Source organism: Novosphingobium sp., assembly GCF_032093395.1.
GTDB lineage: Bacteria > Pseudomonadota > Alphaproteobacteria > Sphingomonadales > Sphingomonadaceae > Novosphingobium.
Genome location: NZ_DAMDBA010000012.1, coordinates 23,393 through 41,141 on the forward strand (window position 1 = coordinate 23,393; position 17,749 = coordinate 41,141).

General features: G+C 64.0%; 15 protein-coding genes, 1 tRNA gene and 1 pseudogene. 13 read left to right on the forward strand and 4 right to left on the reverse strand.

The window, feature by feature from the left end; all coding sequences use genetic code 11:
- Positions 1-24 precede the first annotated feature (24 nt).
- Both RT424_RS06585 and RT424_RS06590 read left to right on the forward strand, forming a co-directional pair.
- A complete protein-coding gene (locus tag RT424_RS06585; protein ID WP_313435516.1) occupies positions 25-1,401 on the forward strand; it encodes a lipopolysaccharide biosynthesis protein in 1,377 nt (458 codons plus the stop codon).
- Positions 1,402-1,438: 37 nt separating this feature from the next.
- A complete protein-coding gene (locus RT424_RS06590) occupies positions 1,439-2,662 on the forward strand; it encodes a M20 family metallopeptidase (RefSeq protein WP_313435518.1) in 1,224 nt (407 codons plus the stop codon).
- Between the two features lie 137 nt (positions 2,663-2,799).
- Here RT424_RS06590 and RT424_RS06595 read toward each other — a convergent pair whose 3' ends face one another.
- Positions 2,800-3,168 carry a GNAT family N-acetyltransferase gene (locus RT424_RS06595; RefSeq protein WP_313435520.1) on the reverse strand — a complete coding sequence of 123 codons (369 nt, stop codon included), beginning with the start codon at positions 3,166-3,168 and terminating at the stop codon, positions 2,800-2,802.
- 46 nt (positions 3,169-3,214) lie between these two features.
- Here RT424_RS06595 and RT424_RS06600 point away from each other — a divergent pair, with 46 nt between their 5' ends.
- Both RT424_RS06600 and RT424_RS06605 read left to right on the forward strand, forming a co-directional pair.
- A complete protein-coding gene (locus RT424_RS06600) occupies positions 3,215-4,210 on the forward strand; it encodes a beta-eliminating lyase-related protein (RefSeq protein ID WP_313435522.1) in 996 nt (331 codons plus the stop codon).
- Positions 4,211-4,239: 29 nt separating this feature from the next.
- Positions 4,240-5,127 carry a DMT family transporter gene (locus tag RT424_RS06605; RefSeq protein ID WP_313435636.1) on the forward strand — a complete coding sequence of 296 codons (888 nt, stop codon included), beginning with the start codon at positions 4,240-4,242 and terminating at the stop codon, positions 5,125-5,127.
- Here RT424_RS06605 and RT424_RS06610 read toward each other — a convergent pair.
- The gene (locus RT424_RS06610) at positions 5,037-5,897 is read right to left on the reverse strand and encodes an SDR family NAD(P)-dependent oxidoreductase (RefSeq protein WP_313435524.1); all 861 of its coding nucleotides are present in this window, start codon (positions 5,895-5,897) and stop codon (positions 5,037-5,039) included. The two genes, RT424_RS06605 and RT424_RS06610, sit on opposite strands and share 91 nt — an antisense overlap.
- A gap of 96 nt (positions 5,898-5,993) precedes the next feature.
- Between RT424_RS06610 and pepN the strand changes: the two genes are divergently transcribed.
- The 9 genes and pseudogenes from pepN to RT424_RS06655 form a co-directional block, all read left to right on the forward strand.
- Positions 5,994-8,648, forward strand: a complete 2,655-nt coding sequence (gene pepN / locus RT424_RS06615) for an aminopeptidase N (RefSeq protein ID WP_313435526.1) — start codon at positions 5,994-5,996, stop codon at positions 8,646-8,648.
- Positions 8,641-9,423 carry a peptidoglycan editing factor PgeF gene (gene pgeF / locus RT424_RS06620; protein ID WP_313435528.1) on the forward strand — a complete coding sequence of 261 codons (783 nt, stop codon included), beginning with the start codon at positions 8,641-8,643 and terminating at the stop codon, positions 9,421-9,423. Before pepN ends, pgeF begins: the two co-directional genes overlap by 8 nt.
- Before the next feature lie 275 nt (positions 9,424-9,698).
- The gene (gene petA, locus RT424_RS06625; RefSeq protein ID WP_313435530.1) at positions 9,699-10,232 is read left to right on the forward strand and encodes a ubiquinol-cytochrome c reductase iron-sulfur subunit; all 534 of its coding nucleotides are present in this window, start codon (positions 9,699-9,701) and stop codon (positions 10,230-10,232) included.
- A 23-nt stretch (positions 10,233-10,255) separates the two neighbouring features.
- Complete coding sequence (locus tag RT424_RS06630; RefSeq protein WP_313435532.1) at positions 10,256-11,569, forward strand: cytochrome b N-terminal domain-containing protein; 1,314 nt, start codon at positions 10,256-10,258, stop codon at positions 11,567-11,569.
- A 28-nt stretch (positions 11,570-11,597) separates the two neighbouring features.
- Complete coding sequence (locus RT424_RS06635) at positions 11,598-12,410, forward strand: cytochrome c1 (RefSeq protein WP_313435534.1); 813 nt, start codon at positions 11,598-11,600, stop codon at positions 12,408-12,410.
- 95 nt (positions 12,411-12,505) lie between these two features.
- A complete protein-coding gene (locus tag RT424_RS06640) occupies positions 12,506-13,042 on the forward strand; it encodes an adenine phosphoribosyltransferase (RefSeq protein WP_313435536.1) in 537 nt (178 codons plus the stop codon).
- 120 nt (positions 13,043-13,162) lie between these two features.
- Positions 13,163-13,236 (forward strand) — tRNA-Gly (locus RT424_RS06645).
- Positions 13,237-13,402: 166 nt separating this feature from the next.
- A complete protein-coding gene (locus tag RT424_RS06650) occupies positions 13,403-14,668 on the forward strand; it encodes a tyrosine-type recombinase/integrase (RefSeq protein ID WP_313435538.1) in 1,266 nt (421 codons plus the stop codon).
- Positions 14,669-14,844: 176 nt separating this feature from the next.
- Positions 14,845-15,279, forward strand: a pseudogene (locus RT424_RS06655) (DUF4172 domain-containing protein); the annotation flags it as partial.
- Between the two features lie 121 nt (positions 15,280-15,400).
- Here RT424_RS06655 and RT424_RS06660 read toward each other — a convergent pair.
- Positions 15,401-15,994, reverse strand: a complete 594-nt coding sequence (locus RT424_RS06660) for a hypothetical protein (RefSeq protein WP_313435540.1) — start codon at positions 15,992-15,994, stop codon at positions 15,401-15,403.
- A gap of 173 nt (positions 15,995-16,167) precedes the next feature.
- Positions 16,168-17,283, reverse strand: a complete 1,116-nt coding sequence (locus RT424_RS06665; protein ID WP_313435542.1) for a Fic/DOC family N-terminal domain-containing protein — start codon at positions 17,281-17,283, stop codon at positions 16,168-16,170.
- Positions 17,284-17,749 lie beyond the last annotated feature (466 nt).

Below are 17,749 nucleotides of genomic sequence, written 5' to 3' on the forward strand. Positions count from 1 at the left end.
CCCCCTCGTTCACATGCTGCCGCAATGTCCGCCAAATTTCACCGCCGCGAGAGCAACTCTCCGCTAGGGCGGATCCTACAGAACACGGCCTGGCTGCTGGGCGGCAAGGGCTTCGGCGCCGTCTGCGGCCTGGCTTACCTTGCCATTCAGACGCGGTCGCTCGGCCTGAAGGATTTCGGCCACTTCTCGCTGATCTTCGGGACGGCGCAGGCGCTCATCGCGCTGGCCAGCTTCCAGACCTGGCGGGTGGTGGTGCGCTACGGCAGCGAGCACGTCCACCAGAAGGATTGGGGCAAGCTGGGCCGCCTCGGCATGCTCTGCGGCCTGCTCGACGGTGTGGGCGCGATCATCGGCTGCGGGCTGGCGGCGGTGCTGATCTACGGGTTCGCGCATAAGCTGGAACTCAACCCCCATTTCGTGGACGTGGCTTTCTGGTTCTGCGTGGGGTCGCTCTGGGCGCTGGTTTCGGCGCCGACCGGCATCGTCCGCGCGCTCAACCGCTTCGACATGGCGGTCTATGTAGAGGCCATCGTTCCCAGTGGGCGCCTGGCCGCGTCGCTGGCGATCTGGCTGACCGGCCCAAGCGTCGGCCGGTTCCTGTTCGCCTGGGCGGCGATCGATATCCTGGAAGCGCTGCTCTACTGGATCATGGCCCGGCGGCTTTGCCCCGAAGCGGTGAACCTTTCCAACTTGCGCAACTGGCGCAAGGCGATCGACGAAAACCCCGGCGTCACCCGTTTCGTCATGCAGACTTACGGGGCCTCGACGATCGACGCGGCGATGCGGAACGGCCCGCTGCTGATCGTCGGTGCCTGGGTAGGCACCAAGGCGGCGGGCCTCTACCGCCTTGCCTCCCAACTTTCCCAGGCGCTCAGCAAGCTGTCCTCGCTGCTCACCCGCTCGGTCTACGCCGAAGTGGCGCGAGCGCGGGTGTCCTCGAAGGCTGCGGAGTTCCGCAAGCTTGCGCTCCAGACCAGCAAGATCGCGGGGGTTGCGGGGATCGTCGTGGTGACGGTGGCGGTGCTGCTGGGCAAGCAGATGCTGGAATTCATCGGCGGCGACGATTTCGAGCAGGGCGCGGCGATTCTCGTGCCGTTGACGCTGGCCGCCTGTTTTGACCTCGCCAGCGTGGCGTTCGAACCGGTGCTTCACGCCACCGGCCGGGCGCGTCATTCGCTCGTCGCGCGGCTGATCGCCCTGATCGCGCTGGCTATCGGGCTGGTGTACCTGCTTCCCGTAGGCCCCAGCGGGGCGGCCTGGGCCGTGGCCGTGGGCGGGGCGGTATCGTACATCGTCATGGGCCTGATGGCCTGGCGGACCCTCCAGCAGATCGATCGCAACGAGATCACGATCAAGCCGGACCCTGAGGACGACCTCCCAGTCGCCGATTCGGCGGTCTGACGCTCGACACCTGCGGTCTGGGAGCTATCATGCGACGATGCTCTCGACCGCGAACCCCCTGACGGAGGAGGCTGCGGGCCTCGCCGACCGCATCGTCGCCCTGCGCCGCGCCATCCATGCCGATCCGGAGATCGGCCTTCACAATCCCAAAACGCGGGACAAGATCCGGCAGGCTTTGGCGCATCTCCCGCTGGAATGGCGGGAAGGGCCGTCCACCACCGGCCTTGTCGCCACCCTAAAAGGCGGTGCGGGAACCGGCGGATGCGTTCTGCTGCGCGGCGATACCGATGCCCTGCCGATGCCCGAGGAAACCGGGCTGGACTTCGCGTCCACCACGCCCGGCGTCATGCACGCCTGCGGACACGATACCCACGTCGCCATGCTGGCGGGGGCGGCGGAACTCCTGTCGGCCCGCCGCGAAAGCCTTGCCGGCGAAGTGCGCTTCATGTTCCAGCCGGGCGAGGAGGGCCATCACGGTGCCCGCTTCATGCTGGAGGACGGCCTGCTCGGCGGTGACGGTTTCGACCGACCGCTGCCCGATGCGGCTTTCGCGCTCCACATCATGCCCAATGCCCCTCACGGCGTGATCGGCGGCCGTGCAGGGCCGCTGATGGCAGCGGCGGACGAACTGCGGATCACCGTCACCGGACGCGGCGGTCACGCCTCGATGCCGCACGACACGGTCGATCCGGTGCCGGTCGCCTGCGAGATCGTCATGGCCATCCAGACCATGGTCGCGCGCCGCTATAGCGTGTTCGATCCGGTAGTGGTGACGATCGCCAAGATCGAGGCGGGAAGCGCGCACAATGTCATCCCGGACACGGCTCGGCTAACCGGCACGATGCGCACCCTGTCAGCGGCGAATCGCGCCCGGCTGAAGGAGGAACTGCCCCTGCTCGTTGCCGGTATCGCCGGAGCCCACGGGCTCAAGGGCGAGGTCGCGATTCTGGAAGGCTTCCCCGTGACCGTGTGCGATCCGCGCGCGGTGGACTTCGGCGAGGGCGTGGCGCGCGATCTCTACGGCGACATGGCTTTCCAGCGCCTGGCGGACCCGATCATGGGCGCGGAAGACTTCGCCTACGTGCTGGAAAAGGTGCCCGGCGCGATGTTCTTCCTGGGCGTGGCGGACGACGGTGCCGACTGGAAGCATTGCTGCGGCATCCACTCAACCCGGATGATGGTGGACGAAAAAGCCCTGCCGCGCGGCGCCGCTTTCCTGGCCGGACTGGCGCAGGATTGGTTGGCGGGGGGCTTCGGCTGAGGCATTTGCTCCTTTTCCGAGGCCGCACTTCTTTCTTCGTCATTGCGAGCGTAGCGAAGCAATCCAGGGCAGTTTCGCGCCGCCCTGGATTGCTTCGCTACGCTCGCAACGACGAGAGAGGCGAATGAGGAGCGGCATCAGGCCTTCACGTCTTCCCATTCCGGATGTCGCCGGAACGCCGCCACCACGTAGCTGCACAAGGGCGCGATCTTGAAATGGTTCTCCCGCGCGTCGGCGACCATGGCTTCGACCAGCCGCGCCGCCACGCCGCGGTTGCCGATTTCGGACGGCACCAGGGTATGGTCGGCGTAATGCACGCCGTCCCGCGTCTGCCAGGTGAGGTGGCCGGTGACGTCGCTGTCGGCAACATGGGCCTGGTATTCCCCGCCGGTGGCGGTCTCATGCTTGGTGATGGTCAGGCCGACCATGGGCATGTCTCCTGAAAAGGTCTGCTTGACGGCGCGTTCGTCCGCTTGAGCTTCTGTTTGCCGCGTTTTCCGAGTCATCAGGATTCCTCCTGATTAGAAAACGCTCTAGCAGGGGAATATGGTCATGAAATTCCTCTCCGACAACGCCGCACGGGTCCACCCGAGGGTATGGGACGCCATGATGGCGGCCGACGCGCCGGATGCGCCTTACGATGGCGACGCGCTCAGCGGCCTGCTGGACGAGCGCTTCTCCGCGCTGTTCGGTCGCGATTGCACCGCGCTCTGGGTGGCGACCGGAACGGCGGCGAACTGCCTTGCGCTTTCCGCTATGGTCGAGCCGCACGGCGCGGTGATCTGTCACCGCGAAGCCCATATCGAGATGGACGAAGGCGGCGCGCCCGGATTCTACCTCCACGGCGCCAAGCTGCTGCTGGCCGATGGCGAGGGCGCCAAGATCACCTCCGAAGCGGTCACCAAGGTTATCGACCCGATTCGCGACGGCGTGCACCAGGTACAGCCGCATGCGATCTCGATCACCCAGGCGAGCGAATATGGCCGCGTCTACCGGCCCGAGGAACTGGCCGAACTGGCGGCATTCGCGAAGGGGCGGGGGCTCCGCCTGCACATGGACGGGGCGCGCTTCGCCAATGCGGCGGCGTTCCTGGGCGGCGATGCGGCGCGGACGGCGGGAGATGTCGACGCCCTGAGCTTCGGCATGGTCAAGAACGGCGCGATGAGCGCGGAAGCGATCGTGTTCTTCGACCCGGCGATGGCCGACAAGGTCCGCTTCCGGCACAAGCGGGCGGGGCACTTGCAATCGAAGGGCCGCTATCTGGCCGCGCAGATTCTCGTCATGCTGGAGGGCGACCTCTGGCTGGACAATGCGCGCGCGGCCAACGCCGCCGCTGCCGAGATCGCCAGCGCGGCGCAAGAGCGCCTGCTTCACCCGGTGGAAGCGAACGAGATATTCCTGACCACCACCGCCGTCGAGCGGCTGGCGCTGCGCGAACAGGGCTTCGCCTTCTACGACTGGGGAGACGATGCCGCCCGCCTCGTCACCGCCTGGGATTCGCGTGCGGATCACGTCGCAGCCCTTGCCAATGCGATCTCGTCGCTGTGAACGGTTCCGTCGATACCGCACCGGGCTTCATGAAGCCGGCCGTTGCGCTGCCGTTCCTGGTCGTGGCGCTGATCTGGGGTTCCACCTGGTTCGTCATCACCGGCCAGATCGGGGACGTGCCCGCAAGCTGGTCGGTCGCCTGGCGCTTCGTGCTGGCGACGCCCGCGATGTTCCTGGTGGCCGTGGTGATGCGGAAAAGCCTGAAGCTGGGGGCAGCGGGCCAGTTGCTGGCGCTGGCGGTCGGCGTGGCGCAGTTCTGCGGCAACTACAATTTCGTCTACCGCGCGGAGATGCACCTGACCTCCGGCATCGTCGCGGTGATGATCGGGCTGCTGCTGGTGCCCAACGCCATCCTTGCGCGGCTGCTGCTGGGTCAGCCGATCACCGGGCGCTTCGCCATCGGCAGCCTGATCGCCATTGCGGGCCTGGCCCTGTTGCTGCTCCATGAGGCGCACGAAGCGCCGCTGGGCGGCAAGGTTCTGCTCGGTACCGTCTTCGCGCTGATCGCGATGCTCTGCGCCTCGGTGTCCAACGTGATCCAGGCCAACGAGACCGGCAAGGCGCTGCCGATGGTCAGCCTGCTGGCCTGGGCGATGCTCTACGGCACCCTGGCCGACGTCATGATCGCCTGGGTGACTTCCGGGCCGCCCGTCATCCCCCGCGACCCGCTCTACTGGCTGGGCACCGCCTATCTGGCCATCCTCGGCTCGGTGGTTACCTTCCCGCTCTACTACACGCTGATCCGCCAGCTTGGCGCGGGCAAGGCGGCTTATAACGGCGTCATGGTGATCATCATCGCCATGCTGATCTCCACCGCGTTCGAGGGCTATCGCTGGTCGCTGCTGGCGATCGCCGGGGCGGCGCTGGCCACTGTAGGCCTGGTCGTGGCGCTCAAGGCGCGCAGCCCTTCGCGATAGGTCGGGAAGCGGGGCTTCCAGCCAAGCACGCGCCGGGCCTTGCCGTTCGCGACGCGCCGGTTCTCGGCATAGAACCCGCGCGCCATCGGCGAGAGCTGCGCCTCGTCCATGGACTGGAGCGGCGGAAGCGGCAGGCCGAGCAGGCGGCAGGCTTCCTCCACCAGGATGTTCTGGCCGCAGGGCAGGTCGTCCGCAAGATTGTAGGCCCCGGACGGTCCTTGCAGTCCGGCGATCACCCCGGCGGCGATGTCTTCCACGTGGACCCGGCTGAAGACCTGTTCCGGCAGATCGATCCGGTGGGCGCGGCCCTGCCGTACCCGCTCCAGCACCGAGCGCCCCGGTCCGTAGATGCCGGGTAGGCGATAGACCCGCGCGCCCAGCGCCAGCCATTCCGCATCCGCCTCTGCCCGCGCGGTGCGGCGGCCGGTGCCCACCGGTGCGCTCTCGTCCACCCAGGCGCCGCCGGTGTCGCCATAGACCCCGGTGGAGGAGAGATAGGAGAGCGGTATCCCTTTCAGCGCATCGCCATAGCGATCCAGCACCGGGTCGAGCGGCTCTCCCCGCCCTTCGTTACCGGGCGGAACCGAGGAAAGCACATGATCGGCATCGGCCAGCGCCAGCCGCACGTTGCCCTCGTCCTCGAACGAGAGCGTGCCCTCGCTGCCCGTGGAGATCACTTCCCACCCCCCCGCAAAGGCCCGACCCGCGATGGCCTTCGCGGTATAGCCGAGCCCGAAGATGAAGAGGCGCTTCGGCAGGACGGTGGACATTAGGGCATTCCTTTCGATTCGCCTGTGAATTCGTCTTGGCTGTGAATTCGTCGCGCGGTCTCTGGCATTCGAGGCACAAGGCTCTAATTTAGCGGCATGGACATTGCCAGCACCCCCGCCACGCCCGATGCCGAAGCGCAGATCGCCGATGCCGCGCCCCCTCCTCACGCGCCGCCGGTCATTCGCCGCGAAGACTATCAGCCGCCGGCCTGGCTGGTGCCGCAGATCGCACTCGATTTCCGGCTGGGCGTGGACGAAACCCACATCACCGCCAGCCTGTCCGTCCGCCGCAATTCGAACGGAAACGGCACTTCGACGCTGCACCTGAACGGCGACCAGCTTACCCCGCTGGCCGTGCGCGTCGATGGCGAGGCGGTGAACGACTGGCGCATGGATGGCGCCGACCTGCTGGTCGAACTCTCCGGCGATGCGCATGAGGTGGAGATCGAAACCGCCGTCAATCCGGCGGCGAACAGCCAGTTGATGGGGCTCTACGCCTCGAACGGCATGCTCTGCACCCAGTGCGAGGCCGAGGGCTTCCGCCGCATCACCTTCTTCCCGGACCGGCCGGACGTGCTCTCGACCTACTCGGTGCGGATGAGCGGCGACAAGGCGCAGTTCCCGATTCTGCTCTCCAACGGCAACTGCACCGCCACGGGTGAGGGCGAGCACGGCACCCACTGGGCGGAATGGCACGATCCCTGGCCCAAGCCGAGCTACCTATTCGCGCTCGTCGCGGGCGATCTCGTCGCCAACCACGCCGCCTTCACCACCCGCTCGGGCCGCAAGGTCGATCTCAACATCTGGGTGCGTTCGGGTGACGAGCAGCGCACCAGCCACGCCATGGATTCGCTGATCCACTCGATGAAGTGGGACGAGGATACCTTCGGCCGCGAATACGATCTCGACCTGTTCAACATCGTCGCCGTGTCCGATTTCAACATGGGCGCGATGGAGAACAAGGGCCTCAACGTCTTCAACACCCGCTACGTCCTTGCCGACCCGGAAACCGCCACCGATGCCGACTATGACGGCATCGAAAGCGTGATCGGCCACGAATATTTCCACAACTGGTCGGGCAACCGCGTCACCTGCCGGGACTGGTTCCAGCTTTCCCTCAAGGAAGGCTTCACGGTACTGCGCGACCAGCTGTTCAGCGCCGACATGGGCAGCGAAGCGGTGAAGCGCATCGAGGACGTGCGCGTCCTGCGCTCGGCCCAGTTCCCCGAGGATTCGGGCCCGCTCGCCCATCCGATCCGGCCTGATTCCTACCAGGAGATCAGCAACTTCTACACCGCGACCGTCTACAACAAGGGCGCCGAAGTGATTCGCATGATGCGGACCATGGCCGGGCCGGAACGGTTCCGCCAGGGTACCGACCTCTACTTCGACCGCCACGATGGCGAAGCGGCGACGTGCGAGGACTTCGTCAAGGCGATCGAGGAGGGGACCGGGCTGGACCTTGCGCAGTTCCGCCTCTGGTATTCGCAGGCGGGAACGCCGCAAGTGGCCGTGGAACTGGCGCATGAAGGCGATACGGCGACGCTGACGCTCACCCAGATCGTGCCGGCCACCCCCGGCCAGCCCGAGAAGCAGCCGGTGCCGATTCCGCTGCGCCTGGCCCTGTTCGACCGCGACACCGGGCATCACGCGGGCGAGCAGCTGGTCGTCTTCGACAAGGGCAGCCAGAGCTTCGCGTTCGAGGGCTTCTCGCGCCCGCCGGTCGTCTCGATCAATCGCGGCTTCTCCGCCCCGGTCGCGATCGACATGGAGCGCTCGAACGAGGATCTCGTGTTCCTGGCCGCTCATGACGACGATCCCTTCGCCCGTTACGAGGCGATGCAGAACCTGGTGGTCCAGCATCTCGTGGCGGCCGTAAGCAGCGGGCTTTCCGATGCCGCGCGGGCCGAGGGACGCAAGGCGATCGGCGAGGCTTTTGCCGCCGTGCTTGCGGACGAATCGCTGGACGACCTCATGCGCGGCGAACTCATGGTCCTGCCGGGCGTCGCCTACCTTGCGGAACAGGTGCTGGTGGCCAATCCCGCCGTCATCCACGAGGAGCGCGAGGCGCTGAAGGCTTGGCTTGGCCACGAGCTGTCCGAACCGCTCGGCGCGCTTCACGATCGCGTCTCCGCCGTGCCCTATGGCCGCGATGCCGCCGCGCGCGGCGCCCGTAAGACCAAGGCGCAGGCGCTCGTTCTGATCGCTTCCGGCGACACCGCCGAGGGTGCCCGCCGCGCCATTGCCCAATACCGCGCGGCCGACAACATGACCGATCGCCAGTCGGCGCTGACCGTGCTCTGCAACATCGAAGGGCCCGAACGCGAAGAGGCGCTGGCCGATTTCCACCGCCGCTACCAGGGCAATGCCCTTGTCATCGACAAGTGGTTCGCGCTTCAGGCGGGCTCGTTCCATCCGCAGGTGCTGGACCATATCGAGGCGCTTTCCCGGCATCCGGACTTCACGCTGAACAACCCCAACCGCGTCCGCGCGCTCTATATGACGGCGGCGGTAAACCCCAAGGCATTCCACGACGCGGGCGGGGCGGGCTATCGCATGACCGGCGAACTGATCCGCAAGCTCGATCCGATCAATCCGCAGACCACCGCGCGATTCGTCCCGCAGTTGGGCCGCTGGCGGCGGATCGAGCCTACCCGCGCCGCCATGATGCGCGCCGAACTGGAGAAGATCGCTGCCGAGCCCAACCTTTCGCGCGACGTGCGCGAACAGGTGGGCAAAAGCCTTGGTTGATCTTGGAAGCGACGCGGTCGAGGTCAATCTCGCGGGCCTGCTGGACGGGCTGCCGCACGGCTTTCTCGGCCGTCGCGGCGGGGTGAGCAGTGGCGGGGTCGCAGGTCTCAACGTCGGCCTCGGCTCGGGTGACGAACCTGCCGCCGTGGCCGAAAACCGCCGTCGCGCGGCCGAAGCCGTGCTGCCGGGCGCGCCCCTCGCGTCGGTCTACCAGATACATTCGCCCGACTGCGTGATCCTGAGCGAAGAGGTATGGAGCGATGCCCAGCGTCCCCACGCCGATGCCCTCGTCACCAACCGGCCGGGCGTGTTGATCGGCGTGGTCACGGCGGACTGCGCGCCGGTGCTGCTGGCGGACCGGGTGGCTGGCGTGGTCGGCGCCGCTCATGCCGGGTGGAAGGGGGCCATCGGCGGGGTGACGGACAGCACTATCGCCCAGATGATATCGCTCGGAGCCGAACGCGCCCGCATTGTCGCGGCGGTCGGCCCTTGCATCGCCCAGGCTTCCTACGAAGTGGACGGTGCCTTCCGCGATCGCTTCCTCGCTATGGCCGCGGACAACGCGCAGTTCTTTGCGCAAGGCCGCGAAGGGCACTGGCAGTTCGACCTGGAGCTATACGTCGCCGCGCGGCTGGAATCCGCCGGAATCGCCGGTGTCGAGCGGCTTGGCCTCGATACCTATCCGGCGCCGGAGCGTTTCTATTCCTATCGCCGTGCCACCCACCGGCAGGAGGCGAGCTACGGACGCCAGATTTCGCTGATCGCAGTTGGCTGACAAAGCGCCATCCGGCATTGTTGCCGGATGGTTATACCTTGAATTCCTTGACGACCCTCCGCTGCCGCCCAACCAAAAACACGGTTGGCAGGGCAGGTTTCCCTGTATATCAGAACCCCAAAGTCGGTATTCGTCTCGGGTCGCTCCCGAAGCATCTAACCGTCGACGGGGGGCCGTTTACGGGGATACCAGACAAAAAATAGAATTGGTCAGGAATCTGGGCTTGCTTCCGGAATCCCGGGAGTAGGTTTGTCAATAACAAGGCAAGGGCAATCATGGCAGAAGCAGATGGCGTGCGGCGGCGCGATTTCATCAATATCGCCGCGGTAAGCGCGGCGGGTGTCGCCGGCGTGGGCATCGTCGTCCCGCTGGTCAGCCAGATGTCCGCGTCGGCGGACGTTCTCGCGGCGTCCTCCACGGAAGTCGACATTTCCTCGATCCAGCCCGGGCAGGCCATCAAGGCGATCTTCCGCAAGCAGCCCGTTTTCGTGCGCAACCTGACGGCGCATGAGATCGCGGAAGCCAACAAGGTGGACGTCTCCTCGCTCCGCGATCCGCAAACGCTTGAGGAACGCACCAAGGAAGGCAAGGAAAACTGGCTGATCACCATGGGCGTCTGCACCCATCTGGGCTGCGTCCCGCTCGGGGCCGGCGAGGGTGAATCCAAGGGCGAGTTCGGCGGCTACTTCTGCCCCTGCCACGGCTCTTCCTACGACACGGCAGCCCGTATCCGTAAGGGCCCTGCGCCCAAGAACCTAGAGGTTCCGGAATACGCCTTCACCACCGACACGGTCGTAAAGATCGGTTGAGGCCAAGAGAGAGGATCAAGAACATGAGCTTTCCCTGGGCCAAGGAATATACGCCGAGCCACCCCTTCATGCAGTGGATGGACCAAAGGCTGCCCCTGCCGCGCCTCGTCTACAACGCTGTCGGCGGCGGCTATCCGGTTCCCCGCAACCTCAACTATTTCTGGAACTTCGGTTTCCTCGCCGCCCTCTGCCTCGGCTTGCAGATCGTCACCGGCATCGTCATGGCCATGCACTATGCGGCCAATACGCAAGTAGCCTTCGACACCATCGAGCAGACCGTCCGCGACGTGAACTGGGGCTGGATGATGCGCTATGCGCACGCCAACGGCGCCTCGGCCTTCTTCGTCGTGATCTACATCCACATCTTCCGCGGCTTCTTCTACGGCTCGTACAAGGCCCCGCGCGAAATGGTGTGGCTGCTGGGCGTGGTGATCTTCCTGCTGATGATGGCCACGGCCTTCATGGGCTACGTGCTGCCCTGGGGCCAGATGAGCTTCTGGGGCGCCAAGGTCATCACCGGCCTGTTCGGCGCGATCCCCTTCGTGGGCGAACCGCTCCAGCAGTGGCTTCTCGGCGGTTTCGCGCCGGATAACGCCGCGCTCAACCGCTTCTTCTCGTTGCATTACCTGCTGCCCTTCGTGATCGTGGGCGTGGTGATCCTGCACATCTGGGCGCTGCACATTCCCGGTTCGTCGAACCCCACCGGCGTCGAAGTGAAGACCGAGAGCGATACCGTACCGTTCTACCCCTACTACGTCGCCAAGGACGGCTGGGCGATCGGGGTCTTCGCAATCCTGTTCTGCGCCGCGCTGTTCTTCTTCCCGAACGCGCTGGGGCACCCGGACAACTACATTCCGGCCAACCCGATGAGCACGCCCGCCCACATCGTCCCCGAATGGTATTTCTGGCCGTTCTACGCGATCCTGCGCGCCTTCACCCAGGACTTCTTCTTCATCCCGGCGAAGCTCATGGGCGTGCTGGCGATGTTCGGCGCGATCCTCGTGTGGTTCTTCCTGCCCTGGCTCGACCGGTCGCCGGTCCGCTCGGGCTCGTTCCGCCCGCTCTACCGGAAGTTCTTCTTCTTCGGCCTGATCCCGGCCATGGCGGTGCTGTTCTACTGCGGCGGCGCTCCGGCCGAAGAGCCCTACGTGATGCTCAGCCAGATCGCGGCGCTCTACTACTTCGCGCACTTCCTGATCGTGATCCCGATCGTCTCGGCCATCGAAAAGCCGGATCCACTGCCATTCTCCATCACGGAATCGGTGCTCGGCCATGACGAAGGCGCAAAACTGCGTCCCGCCCATGGCGCCACCGAAGCCGTCCACGGCGACGTGTGATCAACAGCTAGAGCGAAAGACGAAAGACATGGCACGCATTCTCTCGATCCTCGTCGGGCTGTTCTTCACGGTGGCGCTGGCGTGGTCCTTCGCCAAGGGGGCCTACCAGGAGATCACCGAACCGGCAGCGGCAACCGCCGAACACGAATTCCACCTTCATCCCAAGGAAGTGCATTTCGCCAGTGACGGCGGTTTCGGCAAGTTCGACCGCCAGCAGCTCCAGCGCGGCTTCCAGGTCTATAAGGAAGTCTGCGCCGCCTGCCACGCGCTTCGCCACGTGGCGTTCCGCGACCTTGCCGCGCTGGGCTACAACGATGCCGAAGTGAAGGCCATCGCGAAGGGCTTCCAGGTTCCGGTCTACAACAACGGCACGGGCGAAGTGGAAACCCGCGAAGGCGTAGCCACCGACTACTTCCCGCCCGTGCTCTACGCCGGGCAGGGCACACCGCCAGACCTCTCGCTGATGGCCAAGGCGCGCCACGACGGCGCAGCCTACGTCTACTCGCTGCTGACCGGTTATCAGAACCAGCCCGCCGAACTGCTGAAGAAGTTCCCGGATGCGAAAACGCCGGACGGCCTGCACTACAATCCGTACTTCGCGAACCTCAACCTCGCGATGCCGCCGCCGCTGACCGGCGAAGGACAGGTCACCTACAGCGATGGTACCAAGGCGAATGTCGACCAGATGGCCAAGGACGTCTCGGCCTTCCTGATCTGGACCGCCGAGCCGAAGCTCGAGAAGCGCAAGCAGACCGGTTGGGTGGTGCTGGGCTTCCTGCTCTTCGCCACGATCCTGGGCTACATGTCGTACCGCAATATCTGGGCTGGCAAGAAGCACTGAGACTTTTATTCGAAACCTGATCAAAGGGCCTTGCGTCATCTCACGATGGCGCAAGGCCCTTTCGTTTGCGGGTACGACGCCGTAAGGCAGCGGCCATGACCCTCGACGAGATCAAGGCGCTGGTGCGCACCGTGCCGGACTTCCCCAAGCCCGGCATCCTGTTCCGCGACGTGACCACGCTGGTCGGCAACGGCCCCGGTTTCGCCGCCGCCGTCGATCTGATGGCGGAGACGGTGACGGCGTCCGGAGCCGATGTCATCGCCGGCGTAGAGGCGCGCGGCTTCATTTTCGGCGCAGCGATCGCGGCCCGTCTGGGTCTGGGCTTCGTGTCGATCCGCAAGCCGGGCAAGCTGCCGGTGCCGGTCATCGCCATCGACTATGCCCTCGAATACGGTACTGACACACTGGAGGTAGATCCCGAGGCCGTTGGCGAAGGCCATCACGTCATCCTCATCGACGACCTCCTGGCCACCGGCGGCACCGCGCTCGCCGCCGTCGAACTTCTGCGCCGGGCAGGTGCGAGGGTCGAACACGCACTCTTCGCCATCGATCTACCCGACCTGGGCGGCTCCGAACGCCTGCGCACGGCCGGCATCACACCGCATGCCCTGCTGGACTATCCAGGGCACTGAGCGTCTGGGAACCGCTACCTGCCGAAAAGCTGAAGGAAGGCGTTGACGAGGCCCCACTCCCGTGGCAAGCGGCTGCCACAACGCTGTTGGGAGCCTCACTACGGGCTGCTCCCTCGATGAGCGGGTATAGCTTAGTGGTAAAGCTCCAGCCTTCCAAGCTGGCTATGCGGGTTCGATTCCCGCTACCCGCTCCAGTGCGTGTCTCAAACGTGCTCATAAAGAGCCGTGAATAGCTGTTTTCTGCGGTTTTTGACTGATACAATGTCCGGGCAGTTCCGGATATGTTTCATGCCGTCTCAGTCAAAGTTGGCGCCATATGTGGACCTGCAGTTCTCTTGAGCTGACGGAGGTCCACTCACAATGGCAGGCGAATCACCCAAATCCGGTCTCTCGGCCACGGCCGTCGATCGAGCTCGCCCACAGGAAAAAGCGTACAAGCTTTCTGACCGCGACGGCCTCTACCTGCTCGTGAAGCCGTCCGGCGCCCGCTATTGGCGGATGAATTTCAAACTTCACCAACTTCAACGCACGGCTTCCTTCGGACGTTACCCCGAAGTCACTCTCGCAGAAGCCCGCCAGCGGCTGCTTGAAGCGCGGCGCCTGCTGAAGCAGGGCATCGATCCCGTTCATCAAGCCAAGCTGGACAAGGTCGCCGCCTCCATCGCTGCCGGAAACACCTTCCGGCTTATCGCGGAGGAATGGCTTGAAAAGATGCGGCTGGAAGAGCGCTCCCCCAAGTCGATTAGGAAATGCGAATGGCAGGTCAGCCTGGTCCTGCCTGACATCGGCAATAGGCCGATTTCGCAGATCACTGCGCATGAGGTGCTCCTCTCGCTCAAAAAGATCGAGCGTACGCGGAAATTCTACACCGCCATGAGCGTGAGGGCTCTGTGCGGGCAGATTTTCCGATACGCCGTCTCCACCGCGCGGGCGGAACGAGACGTGTGTGTAGATCTGCGCGGCGCATTGGTCACGCCCAAGGTCGTGCACCGCCCGGCGATCACGATGCCCAAACAGGTCGGCGCTCTCATGCGTGCGATTCATGACTACGACGGGGCACGCTACACGAACATCGCACTGCGGCTGCTCGCACACACCTTCGTCCGCCCGGGAGAACTACGACACGCCGAATGGAGCGAGATCGATCTCGAGCGGGCGGTCTGGATAATCCCGCCGCACAAGATGAAGATGCGACGTCCGCACACCATCCCGCTGTCCCAGCAGGCGCTCGCCATCATTGCGGAGATCGACCATGGCGAGAATTTCAGCACGTATCTTTTCCCTTCCATCCGCTCGACCACGCGTCCCATTTCAGACAATACCATCAATGCGGCACTGCGCCGGATGGGCTACGAGAAAGATCAGATGACGGCACACGGGTTTCGGGCGATGGCTGCGACCCTTCTCAACGAGATGGGCAACTGGAATCCCGATGCGATCGAGAGGCAGTTGGCTCACGCCGAACCGAATTCGGTGCGACGGGCATATACTCGCGGTCAGCACTGGGACGAGCGCGTGCGGATGATGCAGCACTGGTCAGATTACCTGGATCAGCTACGCGGCGGTGCGGAAATCATTCGCCCGCAATTCGGCAGAAGAGAGCCGAAACTGACGGTCGTCGAGTAAGGGAACGCGGGGCATCCATGCGACGGCGATCTCGAGTGGGCGACCATGGGGCAACTTCTCCGCGACCTGTTACGGCTGGATGAGGCATAGACCTGAGGTTTTGCCTCAAAAAAAAGTTTTGATGAGGTGTAAAAGGCTATTTATTGCTCATGAAGTGGAATTAGCAGCAGCCAGATTGGCCTGAATTTCGTTGTGAGAGCGCCCCGCTGGCGGCACTTGAAACCCGCTTCCTGCAACGGTCCGGTCTTCTCATCGGTTCGGTCAGGCATCTCGGTGACGATTACAGCGCCCCCGTCACCATCGAGATCATGACCGGCGAAGCGCTTAAAACCTCCGAGACCAAAGGTGAGTTGCTCAACCGCGACAGCGTGCAGCGTTTGCTGCGCCGCGAGTTGGGTCTTGAAGGCGGAGACCGTCGCGTCCCACCAGCCGAGCGTGGCATCGCTGAAATGATGATTGCGCTCTATCGCCACTTTGCCAAGCCACTCATGGATGAGACCATGTTCGCTTGGCACCGCATGGTGGTCAGTGGGCGACACGACATCGAGGCTGTCGGCAGCTCCCGCGAACATGCAGATGTAATGCACGCGGCGATCCGCGACGAGGCTTAAGGCAGATCGGCGCTGGCGAAGCTCATCGTTTGATGTGTCAGCTCGGCCTTATCGTCCTTGCCCGCGGGGCAACTGAGACAAGGAAAACCGCACGGACGACAAGGTCAACGCATATCGTCCATCAAAGGCGGCACTTGGGCTGCGATAAAGCGCTTTCCAGAATCTCTATCAGATTCGCGTCGGCGTCTGCTGCACGTTTCACAACATCGATCCACCATAGCAGCATCCTGGGCTCAGCGACGAAGCCAAGGAAATCGCGTTCTTCTGCATTCATTTCGCGAAAGCGCGCAATCAAGGCGATCTCAGCATCATTCAGATGGAAGAGGCGGGAATGATAGTCCTCTTCTTCCCGCTCACGTCGCAGTTCCCGGTGCTGGGGAATATTGGCGCGCTCCCATCCTGCGCGATCTTCCCATGATACTCGTGCGTGCTGGATGGCCAGCGGAATCCAATAAGCCCAATCCGGAATGTGCTCTCCCTCACGTTCAAATCGCGCAACGCGTTTTTCGGTTGCCCGGTCGAACCGGGCGCCGCCGCCGAGCCCAATGTACAGATCGCTCTGGGCAGCACACGCTGAAAAGGCTTTGGCCACGTCGTTGTGTGACCAGCCGAGCAGGCGGCGCTGTCCGATAAGCCATGTTCTTGCGTCAAGCGGCGTGGCCCAGTTCGGCCCTGGCAGCATGGACCAGCGATTTTCCGCCTCGTCGCTCATCATGATTTTGAAGCCCTATGTACGTCGGACAAGTGCCGCTAAGAAGTTGCAGTCAGGAGATTCGTGTCAACCACATCGACTGGTCCGAACTGGAACTGCATCAGGATGGATGGACGCCGCTGCGGTAACGCGTCAGGCTCTCCCTGAGCAGAGAGTGGTATTCGCGATTTGTGCGCTCAAAAGGCGTTCCGACCCTCGGCTATGTTGAGAAGCTCGGAAAACACCAGCGTCGCGGGAGCCCTGCCGGAAGCCGGTACGAGCTCACGCAGAATGCCGTGGTCGCGAAAGTCCCGAACAAGCTTTCTCGCGGTCGCGGCGGGGATTTGCGCTGACTCGATGAAGTCGGGGGTCTTGAAAAGAGGTCGCTGGAAGATCCAATCCAGCGCGCGCACAGCATACTGCGAATGCGTGACCTCGACGACAGCGTCGCGTTTTTCCTGGTGCAGGGCGAGAATGGCCTGCGCCTTTTTCGTGTTGGCATCCGCCTGGGCGATAATCCCGCGCAGGAAGAAGGCAACCCACCCGCTCCAGTCATCGTCGCGCGAAACCGCGAGCATCCGGTCATAGTACTCGCCGCGGTTCGCCTCTAGATATTCCGAGAGATAGAAATTCGGCCGCGACAGCAGACCGTGGTTGTAGAGAAACAGGGGGATGATAAGGCGTCCGATGCGCCCGTTCCCATCGAGGAAAGGGTGGATCGCTTCGAACTCGGCGTGGACGATGGCCAGCTGGACCAGGCGGTCGGGCGCATCGGCATGGATATACTCCTCCCATCCGGCCATTGCCGCATCGATACGGTCGGCACTGGGGGGAACAAACCGCGCCTGCTCGATGGTGCATCCGTCCGCGCCGATCCAGTTGGGAATGCCTCGATAGTGTCCGGGATCCTTGTTGCGCCCGCGCACTCCGTCCATCAGCACCTGATGCGCGGCCTTGATCAGGCGCTGGGACAGGGGGAGGCGCTCCATGAGCCGCGTGGCTTCATGCAGGGCGGCCCGGTAATTGAGAACCTCGCGGGCGTCGGCCTTCTTGGGGCTGCTTTCGTCGAAAAGGTGGCCCTGCGCTTCAAACTCGAGGACTTCACCGAGTGTGACCTGGGTGCCTTCGATCTTGCTGGAAAGAACGGCTTCCCGCGAAGTTAGGGGCGATAGCAGAATATCGGGGTTGGGAATGCCGGCGAGCACGCCCTCGTAGCGCGCAACGGCCGCATTTGCAGGCCCTACCAGCGGGAACAACGCGCCCAGGTCGAGCGCCTGAGGCGGGAAGCGGCCTTCATGGTACAAGACGGGCACAGGTCGTTCTCCGGATCACATGAAGCCGTAGCGGCCCCATTCTTGATGATCGTCTGCTTCTATCTAGCGCTTTTGATGATCGCGAAAAGGCGATTTGCCTACATCAAGATGTTTTAATGTCGAAAGGCGATCATCAAACATGAAGCCTGTCAGGCAGGAATGTGCAGGGCCTTTTCCTCCATAGGGTTTGTTTGCCTGCCAGATATGCTAGTACCGCTCAGTTCGCGCCGAACACCGATCCGATGCCCTCTATGCATTTGCTGCCCGCAAGCCGGCGAGACGGCGCTGATATCTTTACATTGCCGGGACAGAGATTTTCCGGGATGTCGCTCCTCCTAGCGCGGAAAAAGATCAAAAAAGCGTTAGGGTAGATCGGAAGTAGCGCCGTTCTCGTCACGAAGGATCCCGCGAACGGCGGATTCCCGGATGGAGTTACCAAGTGCGTTACTGTTTAAAGGCGTGCTGC

Bases quoted from the DNA above. Each gene is read 5' to 3' on its own strand.
- RT424_RS06585 (WP_313435516.1), top strand. From the start codon at position 25: ATGTCCGCCAAATTTCACCGCCGCGAGAGCAACTCTCCGCTAGGGCGG.
- RT424_RS06590 (WP_313435518.1), top strand. From the start codon at position 1,439: ATGCTCTCGACCGCGAACCCCCTGACGGAGGAGGCTGCGGGCCTCGCC.
- RT424_RS06595 (WP_313435520.1), bottom strand. From the start codon at position 3,168: ATGACTCGGAAAACGCGGCAAACAGAAGCTCAAGCGGACGAACGCGCC.
- RT424_RS06600 (WP_313435522.1), top strand. From the start codon at position 3,215: ATGAAATTCCTCTCCGACAACGCCGCACGGGTCCACCCGAGGGTATGG.
- RT424_RS06605 (WP_313435636.1), top strand. From the start codon at position 4,240: ATGAAGCCGGCCGTTGCGCTGCCGTTCCTGGTCGTGGCGCTGATCTGG.
- RT424_RS06610 (WP_313435524.1), bottom strand. From the start codon at position 5,897: ATGTCCACCGTCCTGCCGAAGCGCCTCTTCATCTTCGGGCTCGGCTAT.
- pepN (WP_313435526.1), top strand. From the start codon at position 5,994: ATGGACATTGCCAGCACCCCCGCCACGCCCGATGCCGAAGCGCAGATC.
- petA (WP_313435530.1), top strand. From the start codon at position 9,699: ATGGCAGAAGCAGATGGCGTGCGGCGGCGCGATTTCATCAATATCGCC.
- RT424_RS06630 (WP_313435532.1), top strand. From the start codon at position 10,256: ATGAGCTTTCCCTGGGCCAAGGAATATACGCCGAGCCACCCCTTCATG.
- RT424_RS06635 (WP_313435534.1), top strand. From the start codon at position 11,598: ATGGCACGCATTCTCTCGATCCTCGTCGGGCTGTTCTTCACGGTGGCG.
- RT424_RS06640 (WP_313435536.1), top strand. From the start codon at position 12,506: ATGACCCTCGACGAGATCAAGGCGCTGGTGCGCACCGTGCCGGACTTC.
- RT424_RS06650 (WP_313435538.1), top strand. From the start codon at position 13,403: ATGGCAGGCGAATCACCCAAATCCGGTCTCTCGGCCACGGCCGTCGAT.
- RT424_RS06660 (WP_313435540.1), bottom strand. From the start codon at position 15,994: ATGATGAGCGACGAGGCGGAAAATCGCTGGTCCATGCTGCCAGGGCCG.